The sequence below is a fragment of the Blastococcus tunisiensis genome (genome assembly GCF_900112815.1).
Taxonomy (GTDB): Bacteria; Actinomycetota; Actinomycetes; order Mycobacteriales; family Geodermatophilaceae; genus Blastococcus_B; species Blastococcus_B tunisiensis.
Window position 1 is genome coordinate 103072 of the sequence record NZ_FOND01000005.1, and the last position, 14397, is coordinate 117468.

The window sequence follows — 14397 nt, forward strand, 5'->3', positions numbered from 1 at the left end:
ACGACCCATGGCCGAGCTGACGATCTCCGCGGACGAGATCCGCAGTGCCATCCAGAGCTACGTCACCGAGTACAGCCCCGACATCTCCCGCGAGGAGGTCGGCACGGTCACCGAGGCCGGCGACGGCATCGCCCGTGTCGAGGGACTGCCCTCGGTCATGACCAACGAGCTGCTCGAGTTCGAGAGCGGTGTCCGTGGCCTGGCGCTGAACCTCGACGTGCGCGAGGTCGGCGTCGTGGTCCTGGGTGACTTCTCCGGCATCGAGGAGGGCCAGCAGGTCCGCCGCACCGGCGAGGTGCTCTCGGTGCCGGTCGGTGACGGCTACCTCGGCCGCGTCGTCGACCCGCTGGGCAACCCGATCGACGGCGGTGGCCCGATCGAGACCACCGGCCGTCGCGCCTTGGAGCTGCAGGCCCCCACCGTGGTCCAGCGCCAGTCGGTGCACGAGCCGATGCAGACCGGCATCAAGGCCATCGACGCGATGACCCCGATCGGCCGCGGCCAGCGCCAGCTGGTCATCGGCGACCGCCAGACCGGCAAGACGGCGATCGTCACGGACACGATCATCAACCAGAAGGAAGCCTGGGCCACCGGCGACCCGGCCCAGCAGGTGCGCTGCATCTACGTCGCCGTCGGCCAGAAGGGCTCGACGATCGCGGCGATCCGCTCCGCCCTCGAGGAGGCCGGCGCGATGGAGTACACGACCATCGTCGCCGCCCCGGCGTCGGAGGCCGCGGGCTTCAAGTACATCGCCCCCTACGCCGGCTCGGCCATCGGCCAGCACTGGATGTACGAGGGCAAGCACGTCCTGATCGTGTTCGACGACCTGTCGAAGCAGGCCGAGGCCTACCGCGCCGTGTCGCTGCTGCTGCGCCGCCCGCCGGGCCGCGAGGCCTACCCCGGCGACGTCTTCTACCTGCACTCCCGCCTGCTGGAGCGCTGCGCGAAGCTCAACGACGAGCTCGGTGCCGGGTCCATGACCGGGCTGCCGCTGGTCGAGACCAAGGGCAACGACGTGTCGGCCTACATCCCGACCAACGTCATCTCGATCACCGACGGGCAGATCTTCCTCGAGACCGGTCTGTTCAACTCCGGCGTCCGCCCGGCCATCAACGTCGGCATCTCGGTGTCCCGCGTCGGCGGTTCGGCCCAGATCAAGGCGATGAAGTCGGTCGCCGGCCGGCTGCGGCTGGACCTCGCGCAGTACCGCGAGCTGGAGGCCTTCGCGTCCTTCTCCTCCGACCTGGACGCGTCCAGCCGGGCGACCCTGGACCGCGGCATGCGCCTGGTCGAGCTGCTCAAGCAGGGCCAGTACTCCCCGTACCCGGTCGAGCGGGAGGTCGTCTCGCTGTGGCTGGGCACCACCGGCAAGCTCGACGTCGTGCCGGTGAGCGACGTGCGGCGCTTCGAGTCCGAGTTCCTCGACTTCATCGCCCGCAACCACGAGGGCGTCTTCGACACCATCCGGACGTCGAAGAAGCTCGAGGACGACACCGTGCGGAACCTGGAGCAGGCGGTGGAGGCCTTCTACGGGCAGTTCACCACCGGCGAGGGCGAGTCGCTGAAGGTCAACGAGCCCGAGGCCGAGGCGATGGACGCGTCCGAGCGTGGCCAGGAGCGCGTCCAGGTCAAGAAGAAGGCCTGACCGATGGCCGCCTCTCTCCGCGCGCTGCGGCGCCGCATCCGCTCCACCCAGTCGACGAAGAAGATCTTCTCGGCCCAGGAGCTGATCGCCGGTGCCCGCATCGTGCGCGCCCAGGCCCGGGTCGAGGCGTCCAAGCCGTACGCCCGGGAGATCACGCGGGTGCTGTCGGCCCTGGCGTCGTCGGCCTCGCTGGACCACCCGCTGCTGACCGAGCGGGAGAACCCCAAGCGGGCGGCGGTCCTCGTGATCACCTCCGACCGCGGGTTCGCCGGTTCGTACAACGTCAACGTGCTGCGGCGCACCGAGGAGCTGCTCGCGCTGCTGCGCCAGGAGGGCAAGGAGCCGGTCCTCTACGTCGTCGGCCGCAAGGGGGAGACCTACTACTCCTTCCGCGACCGCGAGATGGCGGCGACGTTCACGGGCTTCTCCGAGCAGCCGGGCTACGAGGACGCGCAGGCCGTCGGCTCCGAGCTGATCGACGTCTTCACCGCCGGTGAGGACGACGAGGACGGCGACGCGGGTGCCGACGGCATCCTCGGCGTCGACGAGCTGCACATCGTCTACACCGAGTTCCGCTCGCTGCTCTCGCAGGTCCCGGTCGCCAAGCGGATGGCTCCGCTGGAGGTCGAGGAGGTCGAGGAGTTCGACTACGAGCGGGAGGACCGCGAGTCCGGGCAGACCGGTGACTCCGGCGTCCCGACGTCCTACGAGTTCGAGCCGTCCGCCGAGGGGCTCCTCGACGCGCTGCTGCCGAAGTACGTCACCACCCGCATCTACGCGGCCATGCTCGAGGCGGCGGCGTCGGAGTCGGCCTCGCGCCGGCGCGCGATGAAGTCGGCCTCGGACAACGCCGAGGAGCTGGCGAAGAATCTGTCGAGGCAGGCCAACCAGGCCCGCCAGGCCGAGATCACCCAGGAGATCAGCGAGATCGTCGGTGGGTCCGACGCGCTGGTCTCGGCCGGTGCCGGCGACTGACGTGAACCACCTGAACACGCGAGACCACCGCAGCCCGAGGGCAGGAGAGCAGTACAGATGACCGTCACCGAGGACCGTCCGACCAACCAGCAGACGCAGGCCGCGGGCCGTGTCGTGCGGGTCACCGGGCCGGTCGTCGACGTCGAGTTCCCGCGCGACGCGATGCCCGACCTGTTCAACGCCCTGAAGGTCGAGGTGACCCTCGCCGACCTGGGCAAGACCCTGACCCTCGAGGTCGCCCAGCACCTCGGCGAGGGTGTCGTCCGCACCATCTCGATGGCGCCGACCGACGGCCTCGTGCGTGGCGCCGAGGTGCGCGACACGGGGGAGTCCATCACCGTCCCCGTCGGTGACGTGACCAAGGGCCACGTCTGGAACACCCTCGGCGAGTGCCTGGACGAGCCCGGCTACGGCTCGGACGCCACCCGCTGGTCGATCCACCGGCACGCGCCGCGGTTCGACCAGCTCGAGGGCCGCACCGAGCTGCTCGAGACCGGCATCAAGGTCATCGACCTGCTGACCCCGTACGTGGCCGGCGGCAAGATCGGCCTGTTCGGCGGTGCCGGCGTGGGCAAGACCGTGCTGATCCAGGAGATGATCCGCCGCGTCGCCCAGGAGTTCGGTGGTGTGTCGGTGTTCGCCGGTGTCGGCGAGCGCACCCGTGAGGGCAACGACCTCATCACGGAGATGACCGAGTCCGGCGTCATCGAGTCCACCGCCCTGGTGTTCGGCCAGATGGACGAGCCGCCGGGCACGCGTCTGCGGGTCGCCCTCTCGGCGCTGACCATGGCCGAGTACTTCCGCGACGAGCAGAACCAGGACGTGCTGCTCTTCATCGACAACATCTTCCGGTTCACCCAGGCCGGGTCCGAGGTCTCCACCCTGCTCGGCCGCATGCCCTCCGCCGTGGGTTACCAGCCCACCCTGGCCGACGAGATGGGCGAGCTGCAGGAGCGGATCACCTCCACCCGTGGTCGGTCCATCACCTCGCTGCAGGCCATCTACGTGCCCGCCGACGACATCACCGACCCGGCGCCGCACACCACGTTCGCCCACCTCGACGCGACGACCGTGCTCTCCCGGCCGATCTCGGAGAAGGGCATCTACCCGGCCGTGGACCCGCTGGACTCCACCAGCCGGATCCTCGACCCGCAGTACGTGGGCGAGGAGCACTACCAGATCGCCCAGACCGTGAAGCGGATCCTGCAGCGCTACCAGGAGCTGCAGGACATCATCGCCATCCTCGGTATCGACGAGCTCGGCGAGGAGGACAAGGTCACGGTCAACCGGGCCCGGCGGATCGAGCGCTTCCTCTCGCAGAACATGTTCGTGGCCGAGGCGTTCACCGGGCAGCCCGGCTCCTTCGTGCCGCTGTCGGAGACGCTGGAGGCCTTCAAGGCGCTCACCGAGGGGACCTACGACCACCTCCCGGAGCAGGCGTTCTTCATGCAGGGTGGGCTCGAGGACCTCGAGAAGAACGCGGAGCGCCTGAAGAAGGCGTAAGCGGCAGGACACCACCGCCCCGTTCGGCGGGGCCGTCGGCGGCCGGGCACCTCCCTCGGAGGGCCCGGCCGTTCGCCGTCCGGGACGGGCATACCTGACGCGCACCGGGGTAGCGATCTCACGACAGGGGGACCGCGGGTCACCCGTACGGGTGGAACGGGGCTACCCTCCCTCGTGGCCGGCCCCGCGGATGCCGACCATTCGACCGAAGCGCTCGAACCCCCGGGCGCCATGACGAGGACCGACGTGGACCAGGACGACGACCGACCTTCGAACCGCCAGCCCGGCACCGCCGAGCCCGGCTGGACCTGGCCGCCCTACGGCCCGATGGAGTCGGTGGACGGCGCGCCCTTCGGCGTCGAGGAGTGGGCGCCGGCATCGACCGTGCGCCGCCCGTGGGTCCGCCTCGGCCGCTGGACCCTGCTCTACCGCCGCTCCGCCTGAATAAGGACCCTCCTGCCCCCCACTCCTCGCTGACGCTCGGAGCGGGCCCCTGCAGGAGGGCCGTTCCAGCACGTTCCGGGCTCGGGGTGGTGCCCTGGACGGGGCCACTGCCCCCACTCCTCGCTGACGCTCGGAGCGGGCCCCTGCAGGAGGGCCGTTCCAGCACGTTCCGGGCTCGGGGTGGTGCCCTGGACGGGGCCACTGCGCCGGTTCCGGCTGGCCCCCTGCGGGCGGGCTGGGGGCGACACGCCGCTACAGTGGGGGGCGACCCGTCGCCGTGTCCCGTGGGCCGGCGAACCCCGAACCGCACCGCACCGGCTCCCGGCCGGTGGTGGATCCCCGAGGAGTGTCGTGGCGACCCTGCAGGTCGAGTTGGTGGCCGTCGAGCGGAAGATCTGGTCCGGCGAGGCGACGATGGTCATCGCCCGCACGACCGAGGGCGAACTGGGCATCCTGCCCGGCCACGCGCCGCTGCTGGGTGAGCTCGCCGGCGGCGGTGTGGTCACCATCCGCACCGACTCCGGTGAGGACGTCGTCGTCGCGGCGCACGGCGGGTTCCTGTCGGTGACCGAGCGTGGGGTGTCCATCCTCGCCGAGACGGCGGAGATCGCCGGTGAGATCGACGTCGAGCGGGCCCGCGAGGCGCTGCGTCGCGCCGAGGGGGACGGGGACGACCCGGAGGCGGTCGACGCAGCCCGCCGCGCCCAGTCGCGTCTCCGGGCGGCCGGCCAGAGCGCCTGATCCACCCCGATCGACACGCCGCCCTGAGCCCGGCCGCGCCGTGACCACGGTCCTGCTGGTCCTGCTCGGGGTGCTCGTCGTCGTGCTGGCGGTCGCCTTCCTGCTGCGCCGCCGCTTCCTGCTGTCCGGTCTCGGAGCCGTCACCATGTGGCTGCGCCGGGCGGGATCGCCCCGCTGGTCGGTGGGCGTGGCCTGGTACGGCGGCGACATGCTCCTCTGGTACCGCGGTCTCTCCCTCGCCGTCCGGCCGCACGAGCGGCTGCACCGCGCCGGCCTGGACGTGGCGTCCCGCCGTCGCGCGGGGCGCGAGGACCTCGCCCTGCCCTCGGACGTCGTCGTCCTGACCCTCGCCACCCCGGAGGGGCCCCGGGAGCTCGCCATGGACAGCTCGACGGTGACCGGGTTCCTGTCCTGGATGGAGTCTGCCCCGCCCCGCAGCTGATGACGGGGTCGGCTACCCCCGCGCCTCCCGCTGGGCGTGGGCACCGCTGTGCGCCCCCGGTTCCCAGAGGATGTCGCCGTCGGGGTTGGCGACCCGGGACAGGATGAACAGCAGGTCCGACAGCCGGTTGAGGTAGCGGGCGGTCTCGGCGTTCGTGCGCTCGGCGTCGACCTCGAGCAGGGCCCACACGCTGCGCTCGGCCCGGCGTGCCACCACCCGGGCCTGGTGGAGCAGCGCGGCCGCGGGCGTGCCGCCCGGGAGGATGAAGCTGTTCAGCTTCGGCAGGGCCTCGTTGTACTCGTCGCAGGCGGCCTCGAGCCGCTCGGTGTAGGCGGCGGTCACCCGCAGCGGCGGGTACTCCGGGTCCGGCGTGATCGGCGTGCAGAGGTCCGCGCCGATGTCGAACAGGTCGTTCTGGATGCTGCGCAGCAGCTCGGCCACCGCGGGCTCCGGGGCACCCAGTGCGAGCGCCGTTCCGATCACGCTGTTGGTCTCGTCCACGTCGGCGTAGGCGATCAGCCGGGGGTCGGTCTTGGCCACCCGGCTCATGTCGCCGAGGTGGGTCTGGCCGGCGTCGCCGGTCTTCGTGTAGATGCGGGTCAGCCGGACGGTCATGCCCGCAGCCTAGGAGGAGACGGAACCCCCCTGCCCCCCGCTCCTCGCCGGCGCTCGGAGCCGGCCCCCGCAGGAGGGCCGTGCCAGCACGTCGCCGAGCCGGCGGCGGAGGCATGCGGCGGGCCATAGGGTGGCTGCGTGGAGTGCTTCGAGGTGACCGGTGGCGCCGCGCTGACCGGGCGCGTGCGGGTGACCGGCGCCAAGAACAGCGCGCTCAAGCTCATGGCGGCCGCCCTGCTGGCGCCCGGGCGCACCACGATCGACGAGGTCCCCGACATCCTCGACGTCGCGATCATGAGCGAGGTGCTGCGCCGGCTGGGGTGCGGCGTCGACTACCAGCGCACCCCCGGTGGTGGCGGCGGGGGGCGGGTGCTCATCGACGTCCCCGAGCAGCCCTCCACCGAGACCGACTACGACCTGGTGCGCAAGATGCGGGCCTCGATCAGCGTCCTGGGGCCGCTGGTGGCCCGCTGCGGGAGCGCCCGCGTCGCGCTGCCCGGCGGCGACGCCATCGGCTCGCGCGGGCTCGACATGCACATCGCCGGCCTGGAGCGGCTGGGCGCCACGATCGTCAGCGAGCACGGCTTCCTGGTGGCCACCGCCCCACGGCTGTCCGGGACGTCGATCTGGCTGGACTTCCCGTCGGTGGGGGCCACCGAGAACCTCGTCATGGCGGCGGTACTCGCCGAGGGGACCACGGTCATCGACAACGCCGCGCGGGAGCCGGAGATCGTCGACCTCTGCACGATGCTGTGCGCGATGGGCGCCCGGATCGACGGTCCGGGTACCTCCACCATCACCGTCGAGGGGGTCGAGGCGCTCGCCCCGGTGAGCTACGCGACCGTGCCCGACCGCATCGTGGCGGGCACCTGGGCGATCGGCGCGGTGATGACCCGCGGCGACGTGGTCATCGAGCGGGCCGTGGCAGGCCATCTCGCGGTGGCGCTGGACAAGCTCGCCGACGCCGGGGCGACCGTCGAGGCGCTGCCCGACGGCATCCACGTCGCGATGACCGAGCGCCCCCGCTGCGTCGACATCGTGACGCTGCCCTTCCCCGGCTTCCCGACCGACCTGCAGCCGATGGCGGTCGCTCTCGCCGCGGTCTCCACCGGGACGGCGCTGATCACCGAGAACGTCTTCGAGGGCCGGTTCATGTTCGTCAACGAGCTGGTGCGGCTGGGCGCCGCCGTGCGGATCGACGGCCACCACGCGGTCGTCCGCGGGCGGGAGCGGCTCTCCAGCGCGCCGGTCGTGGCGACCGACATCCGGGCCGGTGCCGGCCTGATCCTCGCCGGCCTGGTCTCCGACGGTGTCACCGAGGTGCAGGAGGTGCACCACGTCGACCGCGGCTACCCCGACTTCGTGCAGCAGCTGCAGGGGCTCGGAGCCCAGGTGCGGCGCACGCAGCGCGACGGCTGAGCTGCCCTCTGCCCTAGCCGCTCAGCCGTCCACCGCCCGGCCACCCGGGAAGACGGCGGCCAGCGACCGGGCGCGGGCGGCGTCCTCCGGGAAGACGAGCACGTCGGCGCGGTGCGGTGCCGGGAAGCGGACGGTCGAGCGGATCCCGGCGTCGGAGAGCACCGCCCGCAGCGCCAGTGCCGACTCCCGGCGGGAGAGCGTGGCGACCAGGGTGAGCAGCCCCTCCCCGGCCGGTGGCTCCGGCGTCCCGCGCCCGTACCCCGTGCCGAACGCCCAGCGCAGGAAGAGCACGAGCAGGGCCAGGGCGAGGAACGCGATCGCCGGCCCCACCAGGAAGTGCAGACTGCTCCCGGCTCCGATCGGCACGGTCGACCTCCCTCCGGCCCTCGTGCTGGAGCCCGATCCGAGCGGAGCGAGGGCTGGGGGGCACGAGGGTCCTTCCGCCGATCGAGTGTGCCACCCGTCACGGTCCCCGGCCGGGGCTGCTACCGGCGGGTAACCGCCCTAGACTCCGCCGGTATGCCGTTCCCTTCAACGCCGAAGGAGCGCGACCGCCCCTGGGTCATGCGCACCTACGCCGGACACTCCTCGCCGGCCGAGTCCAACGCCCTGTACCGCCGCAATCTGGCGAAGGGGCAGACCGGCCTGTCGGTCGCCTTCGACCTGCCGACGCAGACCGGCTACGACCCGGACGACGAGCTCGCGGTCGGTGAGGTCGGCAAGGTCGGCGTGCCGGTCACCCACATCGGCGACATGCGCGCCCTCTTCGACGGCATCCCGCTCGACGAGATGAACACGTCGATGACGATCAACGCCACGGCGATGTGGCTGCTCGCGCTCTACCAGGCGGTGGCCGAGGAGCACGGCCACGACGTCAGCAAGCTCGCCGGGACGACGCAGAACGACATCATCAAGGAGTACCTGTCGCGGGGGACGTACGTCTTCCCGCCGGCCCCGTCGATGCGGCTGATCACGGACATGGTCGCCTACACGGTGACGACGATGCCGAAGTGGAACCCGATCAACATCTGCAGCTACCACCTGCAGGAGGCCGGGGCGACACCGGAGCAGGAGATCGCCTACGCGATCGGCACCGCCATCGCCGTCCTCGACTCGGTGCGTGACTCGGGGCAGGTCCCGCAGGAGAAGTTCGGCGAGGTCGTCGCCCGGATCTCCTTCTTCGTCAACGCGGGCGTCCGCTTCGTCGAGGAGATGTGCAAGATGCGCGCCTTCACCCAGCTCTGGGACGAGCTGACGGAGGAACGCTACGGCGTGCAGGACCCCAAGCACCGCCGCTTCCGCTACGGCGTGCAGGTCAACTCGCTGGGGCTGACCGAGGCGCAGCCGGAGAACAACGTCCAGCGGATCGTGCTGGAGATGCTCGCCGTCACGCTGTCCCGCGACTCCCGCGCCCGCGCGGTGCAGTTGCCGGCCTGGAACGAGGCGCTCGGCCTGCCCCGGCCGTGGGACCAGCAGTGGTCGCTGCGGCTCCAGCAGGTGCTGGCCTACGAGACCGACCTGCTCGAGTACGAGGACCTGTTCACCGGCTCGGTCGTCGTCGAGAAGAAGGTCGCCGAGCTGGTCGAGGGCGCCAAGGCGGAGATGGCCCGCGTCGAGGAGCTGGGCGGCGCCGTCGCGGCGGTCGAGTCCGGCTACATGAAGAGCGCGATGGTCGGCTCGCTGGCCGAGCGCCGGCGCCGGATCGAGAGCGGCGAGGACGTCGTCGTCGGCGTGAACAGGTTCGAGACCACCGAGCCCAACCCGCTCACCGCCGACCTCGACACGGCCATCATGACGGTCGACCCGGCCGTGGAGGCCTCCGCCCAGGAGGCGGTGCAGAAGTGGCGCGCCGAGCGCGACCAGGCCGCCGCCGACGCGGCGCTCGACGCCCTGCGTGCGGCGGCTGCCTCCGAGGTGAACCTGATGGCCGCCACCCTCGACTGCGCCCGCGCGGGCGTGACGACGGGGGAGTGGGCCGGGGTGCTGCGCGAGGTGTTCGGCGAGTACCGGGCGCCGACCGGGGTCGCGGCCGCGACCGGTGGTGGCGAGGCCGACGACACCCTGCGCGAGATCCGGGAGCGGGTCCGTGCCACGGGCGAGGAGCTCGGCGGGCGGCTGCGGTTCCTGGTCGGCAAGCCGGGCCTGGACGGGCACTCCAACGGTGCCGAGCAGATCGCCGTCCGGGCCCGCGACGCCGGCTTCGAGGTCGTCTACCAGGGCATCCGGCTCACCCCGGCGCAGATCGTGTCCGCGGCGGTCGAGGAGGACGTGCACGTGGTCGGCCTGTCGGTGCTCTCCGGATCCCATCTCCAGGTCGTCCCCAGCGTGCTGCAGGGCCTCAAGGACGCCGGGCTCGACGACGTCCCGGTGGTCGTCGGCGGGATCATCCCCGACAGCGACGCCCGGCGGCTGCGCGAGCAGGGCGTCGCTCGCGTCTTCACGCCCAAGGACTTCGGGCTCACCGAGATCATGGGCGCCGTCGTCGACGTCATCCGAGATGCGAACGGCCTGCAGAAGGTGCCGGCTCCGGCCTGAGGCGGCTAGCGTCGGGGCATGGCTGACGGTGCACCCAGGGTCGAACGCGACGGCATGGACGGCGAGGGCGTCGTCCGCATCACCATGGTGCGGGCGGCCCGCCGCAACGCGCTGTCCCGGGAGCACCTGACCCAGCTGCTGGACGCCGTCACGGAGGTCGGCGACAGCGACGCCACCGGCATCGTGCTGGCAGCCGAGGGTCCGGTGTTCAGCGCCGGGCACGACTTCGCCGACGTGGCCGGGAAGCCGGTGGCCGAGGTGCGCAGCCTGCTGCGGCTGTGCACCGAGCTGATGCAGACCATCCAGGACGTGCCGCAGGTCGTCGTGGCGCGGGTGCACGCACTGGCGACGGCCGCCGGGTGCCAGCTGGTCGCCTCCTGCGATCTCGCCGTCGCCGCGGAATCGGCCGGCTTCGCCGCCCCCGGCGGGAAGGGCGGCTGGTTCTGCCACACCCCGATGGTGGCCATCGCCCGGAACGTCGGGCGCAAGCGGGCCATGGAGCTGGCGCTGACCGGGGACGTCATCGATGCCCGCACCGCGCTGGACTGGGGACTGGTCAACCGGGTGGTGCCCGACGCCGAACTGGACGCGGAGGTCGCCGACCTCATGTCCCGGGCCACCCGCGGTTCCCGGGCGAGCAAGGCCTGGGGGAAGCAGACGATGTACGCCCAGCTGGATCGTCCCGAGCGGGACGCGTACGCCACGGCGGTCGAGGTGATGGCCGCGGCGAGCCAGCTCGACGGCGCGCGCGAAGGGATGAGCGCGTTCCTGGAGAAGCGCCGGCCCGTCTGGACCGATTGAGGACCCCCGTTCCCCCCACCGCTCACAGGCTCGCGGCGGGACCCTGAACGGGGGCCTGGGTGACTCCGCGCACATGGGGGATGACTGCTGCCCCTCGCGGCATTGACCCTGCCGTGCAGAACCTGTGGGGCCTCACGCAGCGGCGTGCCCTGGACCTCGGACGGCGGACGACCACCGGCTGTTGACGCCGGCCGCGCCCGTCCTCCTCCGTCCGTTCCCCGAAAGGCCCTCCGTCCCGTGCTCTCCCGTCTCCGCCGCGTGCCGTTCGCGGCACAGGTCCTCTTCGCCCTCGTCGTCGGCGTCGCCCTCGGCTTCGTCGCCCGCGAGATGGGCACCGTCGCCGACGGCTCGCCCAACTGGCTCACCAGCACGCTGCAGACGATCGGCGGCACGTTCGTCACGCTGCTGAAGGCGCTGGTGCCGCCGCTGATCGTCACCGCCGTGATCGTCAGCATCGCCAACCTCAAGCAGGTCTCGAACGCCGCCCGCCTCGCGGGTCAGACCCTCCTGTGGTTCGCGATCACCGCGCTGATCGCCGTCGCGATCGGCATCGGCCTCGGCCTGCTCACCGAGCCCGGCCGCAACAGCTCGGTCGACGCCGCCGCGCAGACCGAGCCCGGCACCACGGGCTCGTGGTTCGGCTTCCTCGAGGGGCTGGTGCCGCAGAACATCCTCGGCCTGCAGGGCTCGGCCGAGGGCGCGCTCTCCTTCGACGTGCTGCAGCTGATCGTCATCGCGGTGGCCATCGGCATCGCCGCCCTGAAGGTCGGCGATGCGGCGGAGCCGTTCCTCGGGTTCGTCCGCTCGGCGCTGGCGATCGTCCAGAAGGTGCTGTGGTGGGTCATCCTGCTCGCGCCGCTGGGCACCGTCGGCCTGATCGGCAACGCGGTCGCCAGCTACGGCTGGGAGTCGCTGGGTTCGCTCGGGGTCTTCGCCGGTGCGGTGTACGCCGGGCTCGCCCTCGTGCTGTTCGTCGTCTACCCGGTGCTCCTGCGCCTGCACGGGCTCTCGCCGCTGCGGTACTTCGCGGGCGCCTGGCCGGCGATCCAGCTGGCCTTCGTGTCCCGGTCCTCCATCGGCACGCTCCCGGTCACCGAGCGGGTCACCGAGCAGAACCTGGGCGTCCCGCGGTCCTACGCCTCCTTCGCGGTCCCGCTCGGTGCGACGACCAAGATGGACGGCTGCGCGGCGATCTACCCGGCGCTGGCGGCGATCTTCGTGGCGCAGTTCTTCGGCGTCGACCTGGCGCTCACCGACTACCTGCTGATCGTCCTGGTCTCGGTCATCGGCTCGGCGGCCACCGCCGGGACGACGGGTGCGGTGGTCATGCTGACCCTGACGCTGTCGACGCTGGGCCTCCCGCTGGCCGGCGTCGGCCTGCTGCTGGCCGTCGACCCCATCCTCGACATGGGCCGCACCGCGGTGAACGTGGCCGGCCAGGCCCTCGTGCCGACCATCGTGGCCAAGCGGGAGGGGATCCTGGACGTCGACCGGTACCGGTCCACGTCCACCATCGACCCGCTGGCCCCGGTCGAGGAGCGCGACGGCGTCGACACCGACCTGCGGCGCCCCGAGCCCGCGACGGTCTGAGCGGACCGAACGACGACGGCCCGGTCCTCCCTGCGGAGGTCCGGGCCGTTCGTCACTCGAGGAGGTCGGCGCAGCCGGTCTCGTCGGGCAGCAGCGGCCGGAAGGACACCGACCAGCGCATGCCGTCGCTGGTGACCCACGGGGTGGCCGCGTTGCCCTCGCGGGCGGCCGCGAGCAGGGCCTGCGCCTCGGCGCCCGTGGCGGTCACGCAGCTGACGTCGCCGAGGCCGCCGACCGGCTCGCCCGGCAGCTCGGGGCCGGGCCAGGGCAGCTCCGGCTGCGTCAGGCCGTCCTCCGGATCCACCCAGGGAGACACGACGGCGGCGACCGCCTCGGGCTCGTAGGGCTCCGACGCCCTGCCGGGGTCGGTCACCGAGGCCAGGAACTCGCTGAGCTCCGCGCGGGCCGCGGCCTGCTCCGCGGTGATCCCGGCGCCGGCCGCATCGGCGGCTCCGGGCAGGCCGGCCGACATCCCGAGGGCGTAGATCTCGCGCACGTGGGTGTCGGTGGCGGTGACGAGCGTGAACCGGGTCGAGGGGGCGTCGGCGACCGGCGGACTGCCCAGGTCGCCGTCCTCGCCGACGCCGGCGGCCAGCGCCCGGTCGACGAGGTCCTGGACCTGCGCCGGACCGATCTCGGCCACCTGGACGTTGGGCAGGGCGGGGCCCGGGTAGATCGCCGGCACCGGGCCCTCGGTGATCACCCGGCCGTCGGCGTACACGCTGACCAGCGGCAGCCGCGCGGCCAGCATCGACGGCGTCACGTACCCGCCGGTGTGCTCGACCCGGAGCACCAGGCCCTCGGTCGCCGCGACGTCGGACGACGGGGCCGCGGTGGACGACGGTGCCGCCGAGGGGCTCCCGACGCCGGGGCTCTCGGCGCACGCCGACAGGGCCAGGACCAGGGCCAGGGCCGCGGCGGGCCTCGTCGCTCGCATGATCGTCATCTCCTGACGACGACGGGGCGGCGGCGAGGGTTCCCGCGCCCGGTAGCGTCGGCGCCCGTGCGTCTGGTCATCGCCCGCTGCTCCGTCGATTACATCGGGCGGCTCACCGCCCACCTGCCCATGGCGACCCGCCTGCTGCTGGTGAAGGCCGACGGCTCGGTCTCGATCCACGCCGACGACCGCGCCTACAAGCCGCTGAACTGGATGACGCCGCCGTGCCGGCTCGAGGACGAGCTGGCCGACGGGTCGGGCACGTGGACGGTGACGAACAAGGCCGGCGAGCAGCTGATCATCACGATCGAGGCCGTGGAGCACGACCACTCCCACGATCTCGGCGTCGACCCGGGCCTGCAGAAGGACGGCGTCGAGGCCGAGCTGCAGCGCCTGCTCGCCCTCCACGTGGAGACCTTCGGGGCCGGCTGGTCGCTGGTGCGCCGCGAGTACCCGACGGCGATCGGACCGGTCGACCTGCTGTGCCGCGATGCCTCGGGCACCACTGTCGCCGTGGAGATCAAGCGGCGCGGCGAGATCGACGGTGTCGAGCAGCTGACCCGCTACCTGGAGCTGCTCAACCGCGACCCGCTCCTCGCGCCGGTCAAGGGCGTGTTCGCCGCGCAGGAGATCAAGCCGCAGGCGCGGGTGCTCGCCGCCGATCGCGGCATCGACTGCCTGACCGTCGACTACGCCGTCCTCAAGGGCACCGACGACCCCACCCAGCGGCTGTTCTGAGTGCAGACCCCG

14 protein-coding genes are annotated in these 14397 nt (G+C 72.3%); 11 read left to right on the forward strand and 3 right to left on the reverse strand.

All coding sequences use genetic code 11. From position 1 onward, the window contains the following. Nucleotides 1-7 precede the first annotated feature (7 nt). From atpA to BM142_RS08240, 6 genes are all read left to right on the forward strand, one after another. Nucleotides 8-1645 carry a F0F1 ATP synthase subunit alpha gene (gene atpA, locus BM142_RS08215; RefSeq protein WP_092196293.1) on the forward strand — a complete coding sequence of 546 codons (1638 nt, stop codon included), beginning with the start codon at nucleotides 8-10 and terminating at the stop codon, nucleotides 1643-1645. Nucleotides 1646-1648: 3 nt separating this feature from the next. Beyond that, the gene (locus BM142_RS08220) at nucleotides 1649-2620 is read left to right on the forward strand and encodes a F0F1 ATP synthase subunit gamma (RefSeq protein ID WP_092196294.1); all 972 of its coding nucleotides are present in this window, start codon (nucleotides 1649-1651) and stop codon (nucleotides 2618-2620) included. Nucleotides 2621-2677: 57 nt separating this feature from the next. Beyond that, nucleotides 2678-4123, forward strand: a complete 1446-nt coding sequence (gene atpD, locus BM142_RS08225) for a F0F1 ATP synthase subunit beta (RefSeq protein ID WP_092196295.1) — start codon at nucleotides 2678-2680, stop codon at nucleotides 4121-4123. A 246-nt stretch (nucleotides 4124-4369) separates the two neighbouring features. Then, entirely contained in the window at nucleotides 4370-4567 is a 198-nt protein-coding gene (locus tag BM142_RS08230; protein WP_092196296.1) for a hypothetical protein, read from the forward strand. Between the two features lie 351 nt (nucleotides 4568-4918). Continuing rightward, nucleotides 4919-5308, forward strand: a complete 390-nt coding sequence (locus BM142_RS08235; RefSeq protein ID WP_092196297.1) for a F0F1 ATP synthase subunit epsilon — start codon at nucleotides 4919-4921, stop codon at nucleotides 5306-5308. Between the two features lie 40 nt (nucleotides 5309-5348). Beyond that, entirely contained in the window at nucleotides 5349-5750 is a 402-nt protein-coding gene (locus BM142_RS08240) for a DUF2550 domain-containing protein (protein ID WP_092196298.1), read from the forward strand. 12 nt (nucleotides 5751-5762) lie between these two features. Here BM142_RS08240 and BM142_RS08245 read toward each other — a convergent pair whose 3' ends face one another. After that, the gene (locus BM142_RS08245; protein ID WP_092196299.1) at nucleotides 5763-6365 is read right to left on the reverse strand and encodes a cob(I)yrinic acid a,c-diamide adenosyltransferase; all 603 of its coding nucleotides are present in this window, start codon (nucleotides 6363-6365) and stop codon (nucleotides 5763-5765) included. 138 nt (nucleotides 6366-6503) lie between these two features. On the opposite strand from BM142_RS08245, the gene murA reads away from it, so the two are divergent. Continuing rightward, nucleotides 6504-7784, forward strand: coding sequence for a UDP-N-acetylglucosamine 1-carboxyvinyltransferase (gene murA, locus BM142_RS08250; protein WP_092196300.1), 1281 nt, complete (start codon nucleotides 6504-6506; stop codon nucleotides 7782-7784). A gap of 21 nt (nucleotides 7785-7805) precedes the next feature. Here murA and BM142_RS08255 read toward each other — a convergent pair whose 3' ends face one another. Further along, nucleotides 7806-8150 carry a hypothetical protein gene (locus BM142_RS08255; RefSeq protein ID WP_092196301.1) on the reverse strand — a complete coding sequence of 115 codons (345 nt, stop codon included), beginning with the start codon at nucleotides 8148-8150 and terminating at the stop codon, nucleotides 7806-7808. 153 nt (nucleotides 8151-8303) lie between these two features. Here BM142_RS08255 and BM142_RS08260 point away from each other — a divergent pair, with 153 nt between their 5' ends. From BM142_RS08260 to BM142_RS08270, 3 genes are all read left to right on the forward strand, one after another. After that, complete coding sequence (locus tag BM142_RS08260) at nucleotides 8304-10319, forward strand: protein meaA (RefSeq protein ID WP_092196302.1); 2016 nt, start codon at nucleotides 8304-8306, stop codon at nucleotides 10317-10319. 18 nt (nucleotides 10320-10337) lie between these two features. Continuing rightward, nucleotides 10338-11120 carry an enoyl-CoA hydratase-related protein gene (locus tag BM142_RS08265; protein ID WP_092196303.1) on the forward strand — a complete coding sequence of 261 codons (783 nt, stop codon included), beginning with the start codon at nucleotides 10338-10340 and terminating at the stop codon, nucleotides 11118-11120. A 258-nt stretch (nucleotides 11121-11378) separates the two neighbouring features. Continuing rightward, on the forward strand, nucleotides 11379-12710 hold the full coding sequence (locus tag BM142_RS08270; protein WP_254790663.1) for a dicarboxylate/amino acid:cation symporter: 1332 nt from the start codon (nucleotides 11379-11381) through the stop codon (nucleotides 12708-12710). A 52-nt stretch (nucleotides 12711-12762) separates the two neighbouring features. Here BM142_RS08270 and BM142_RS08275 read toward each other — a convergent pair whose 3' ends face one another. Next, nucleotides 12763-13647: a hypothetical protein gene (locus BM142_RS08275; RefSeq protein WP_217640637.1), complete on the reverse strand. Its 885-nt coding sequence runs from the start codon at nucleotides 13645-13647 to the stop codon at nucleotides 12763-12765. 66 nt (nucleotides 13648-13713) lie between these two features. Here BM142_RS08275 and nucS point away from each other — a divergent pair, with 66 nt between their 5' ends. After that, nucleotides 13714-14385, forward strand: a complete 672-nt coding sequence (gene nucS / locus BM142_RS08280; RefSeq protein WP_092196306.1) for an endonuclease NucS — start codon at nucleotides 13714-13716, stop codon at nucleotides 14383-14385. Nucleotides 14386-14397 lie beyond the last annotated feature (12 nt).

Excerpts from the sequence above, each read along its gene's own strand:
- atpA (WP_092196293.1), top strand. The coding sequence starts at position 8 with ATGGCCGAGCTGACGATCTCCGCGGACGAGATCCGCAGTGCCATCCAG.
- BM142_RS08220 (WP_092196294.1), top strand. The coding sequence starts at position 1,649 with ATGGCCGCCTCTCTCCGCGCGCTGCGGCGCCGCATCCGCTCCACCCAG.
- atpD (WP_092196295.1), top strand. The coding sequence starts at position 2,678 with ATGACCGTCACCGAGGACCGTCCGACCAACCAGCAGACGCAGGCCGCG.
- BM142_RS08245 (WP_092196299.1), bottom strand. The coding sequence starts at position 6,365 with ATGACCGTCCGGCTGACCCGCATCTACACGAAGACCGGCGACGCCGGC.
- BM142_RS08260 (WP_092196302.1), top strand. The coding sequence starts at position 8,304 with ATGCCGTTCCCTTCAACGCCGAAGGAGCGCGACCGCCCCTGGGTCATG.
- BM142_RS08265 (WP_092196303.1), top strand. The coding sequence starts at position 10,338 with ATGGCTGACGGTGCACCCAGGGTCGAACGCGACGGCATGGACGGCGAG.
- BM142_RS08275 (WP_217640637.1), bottom strand. The coding sequence starts at position 13,647 with ATGCGAGCGACGAGGCCCGCCGCGGCCCTGGCCCTGGTCCTGGCCCTG.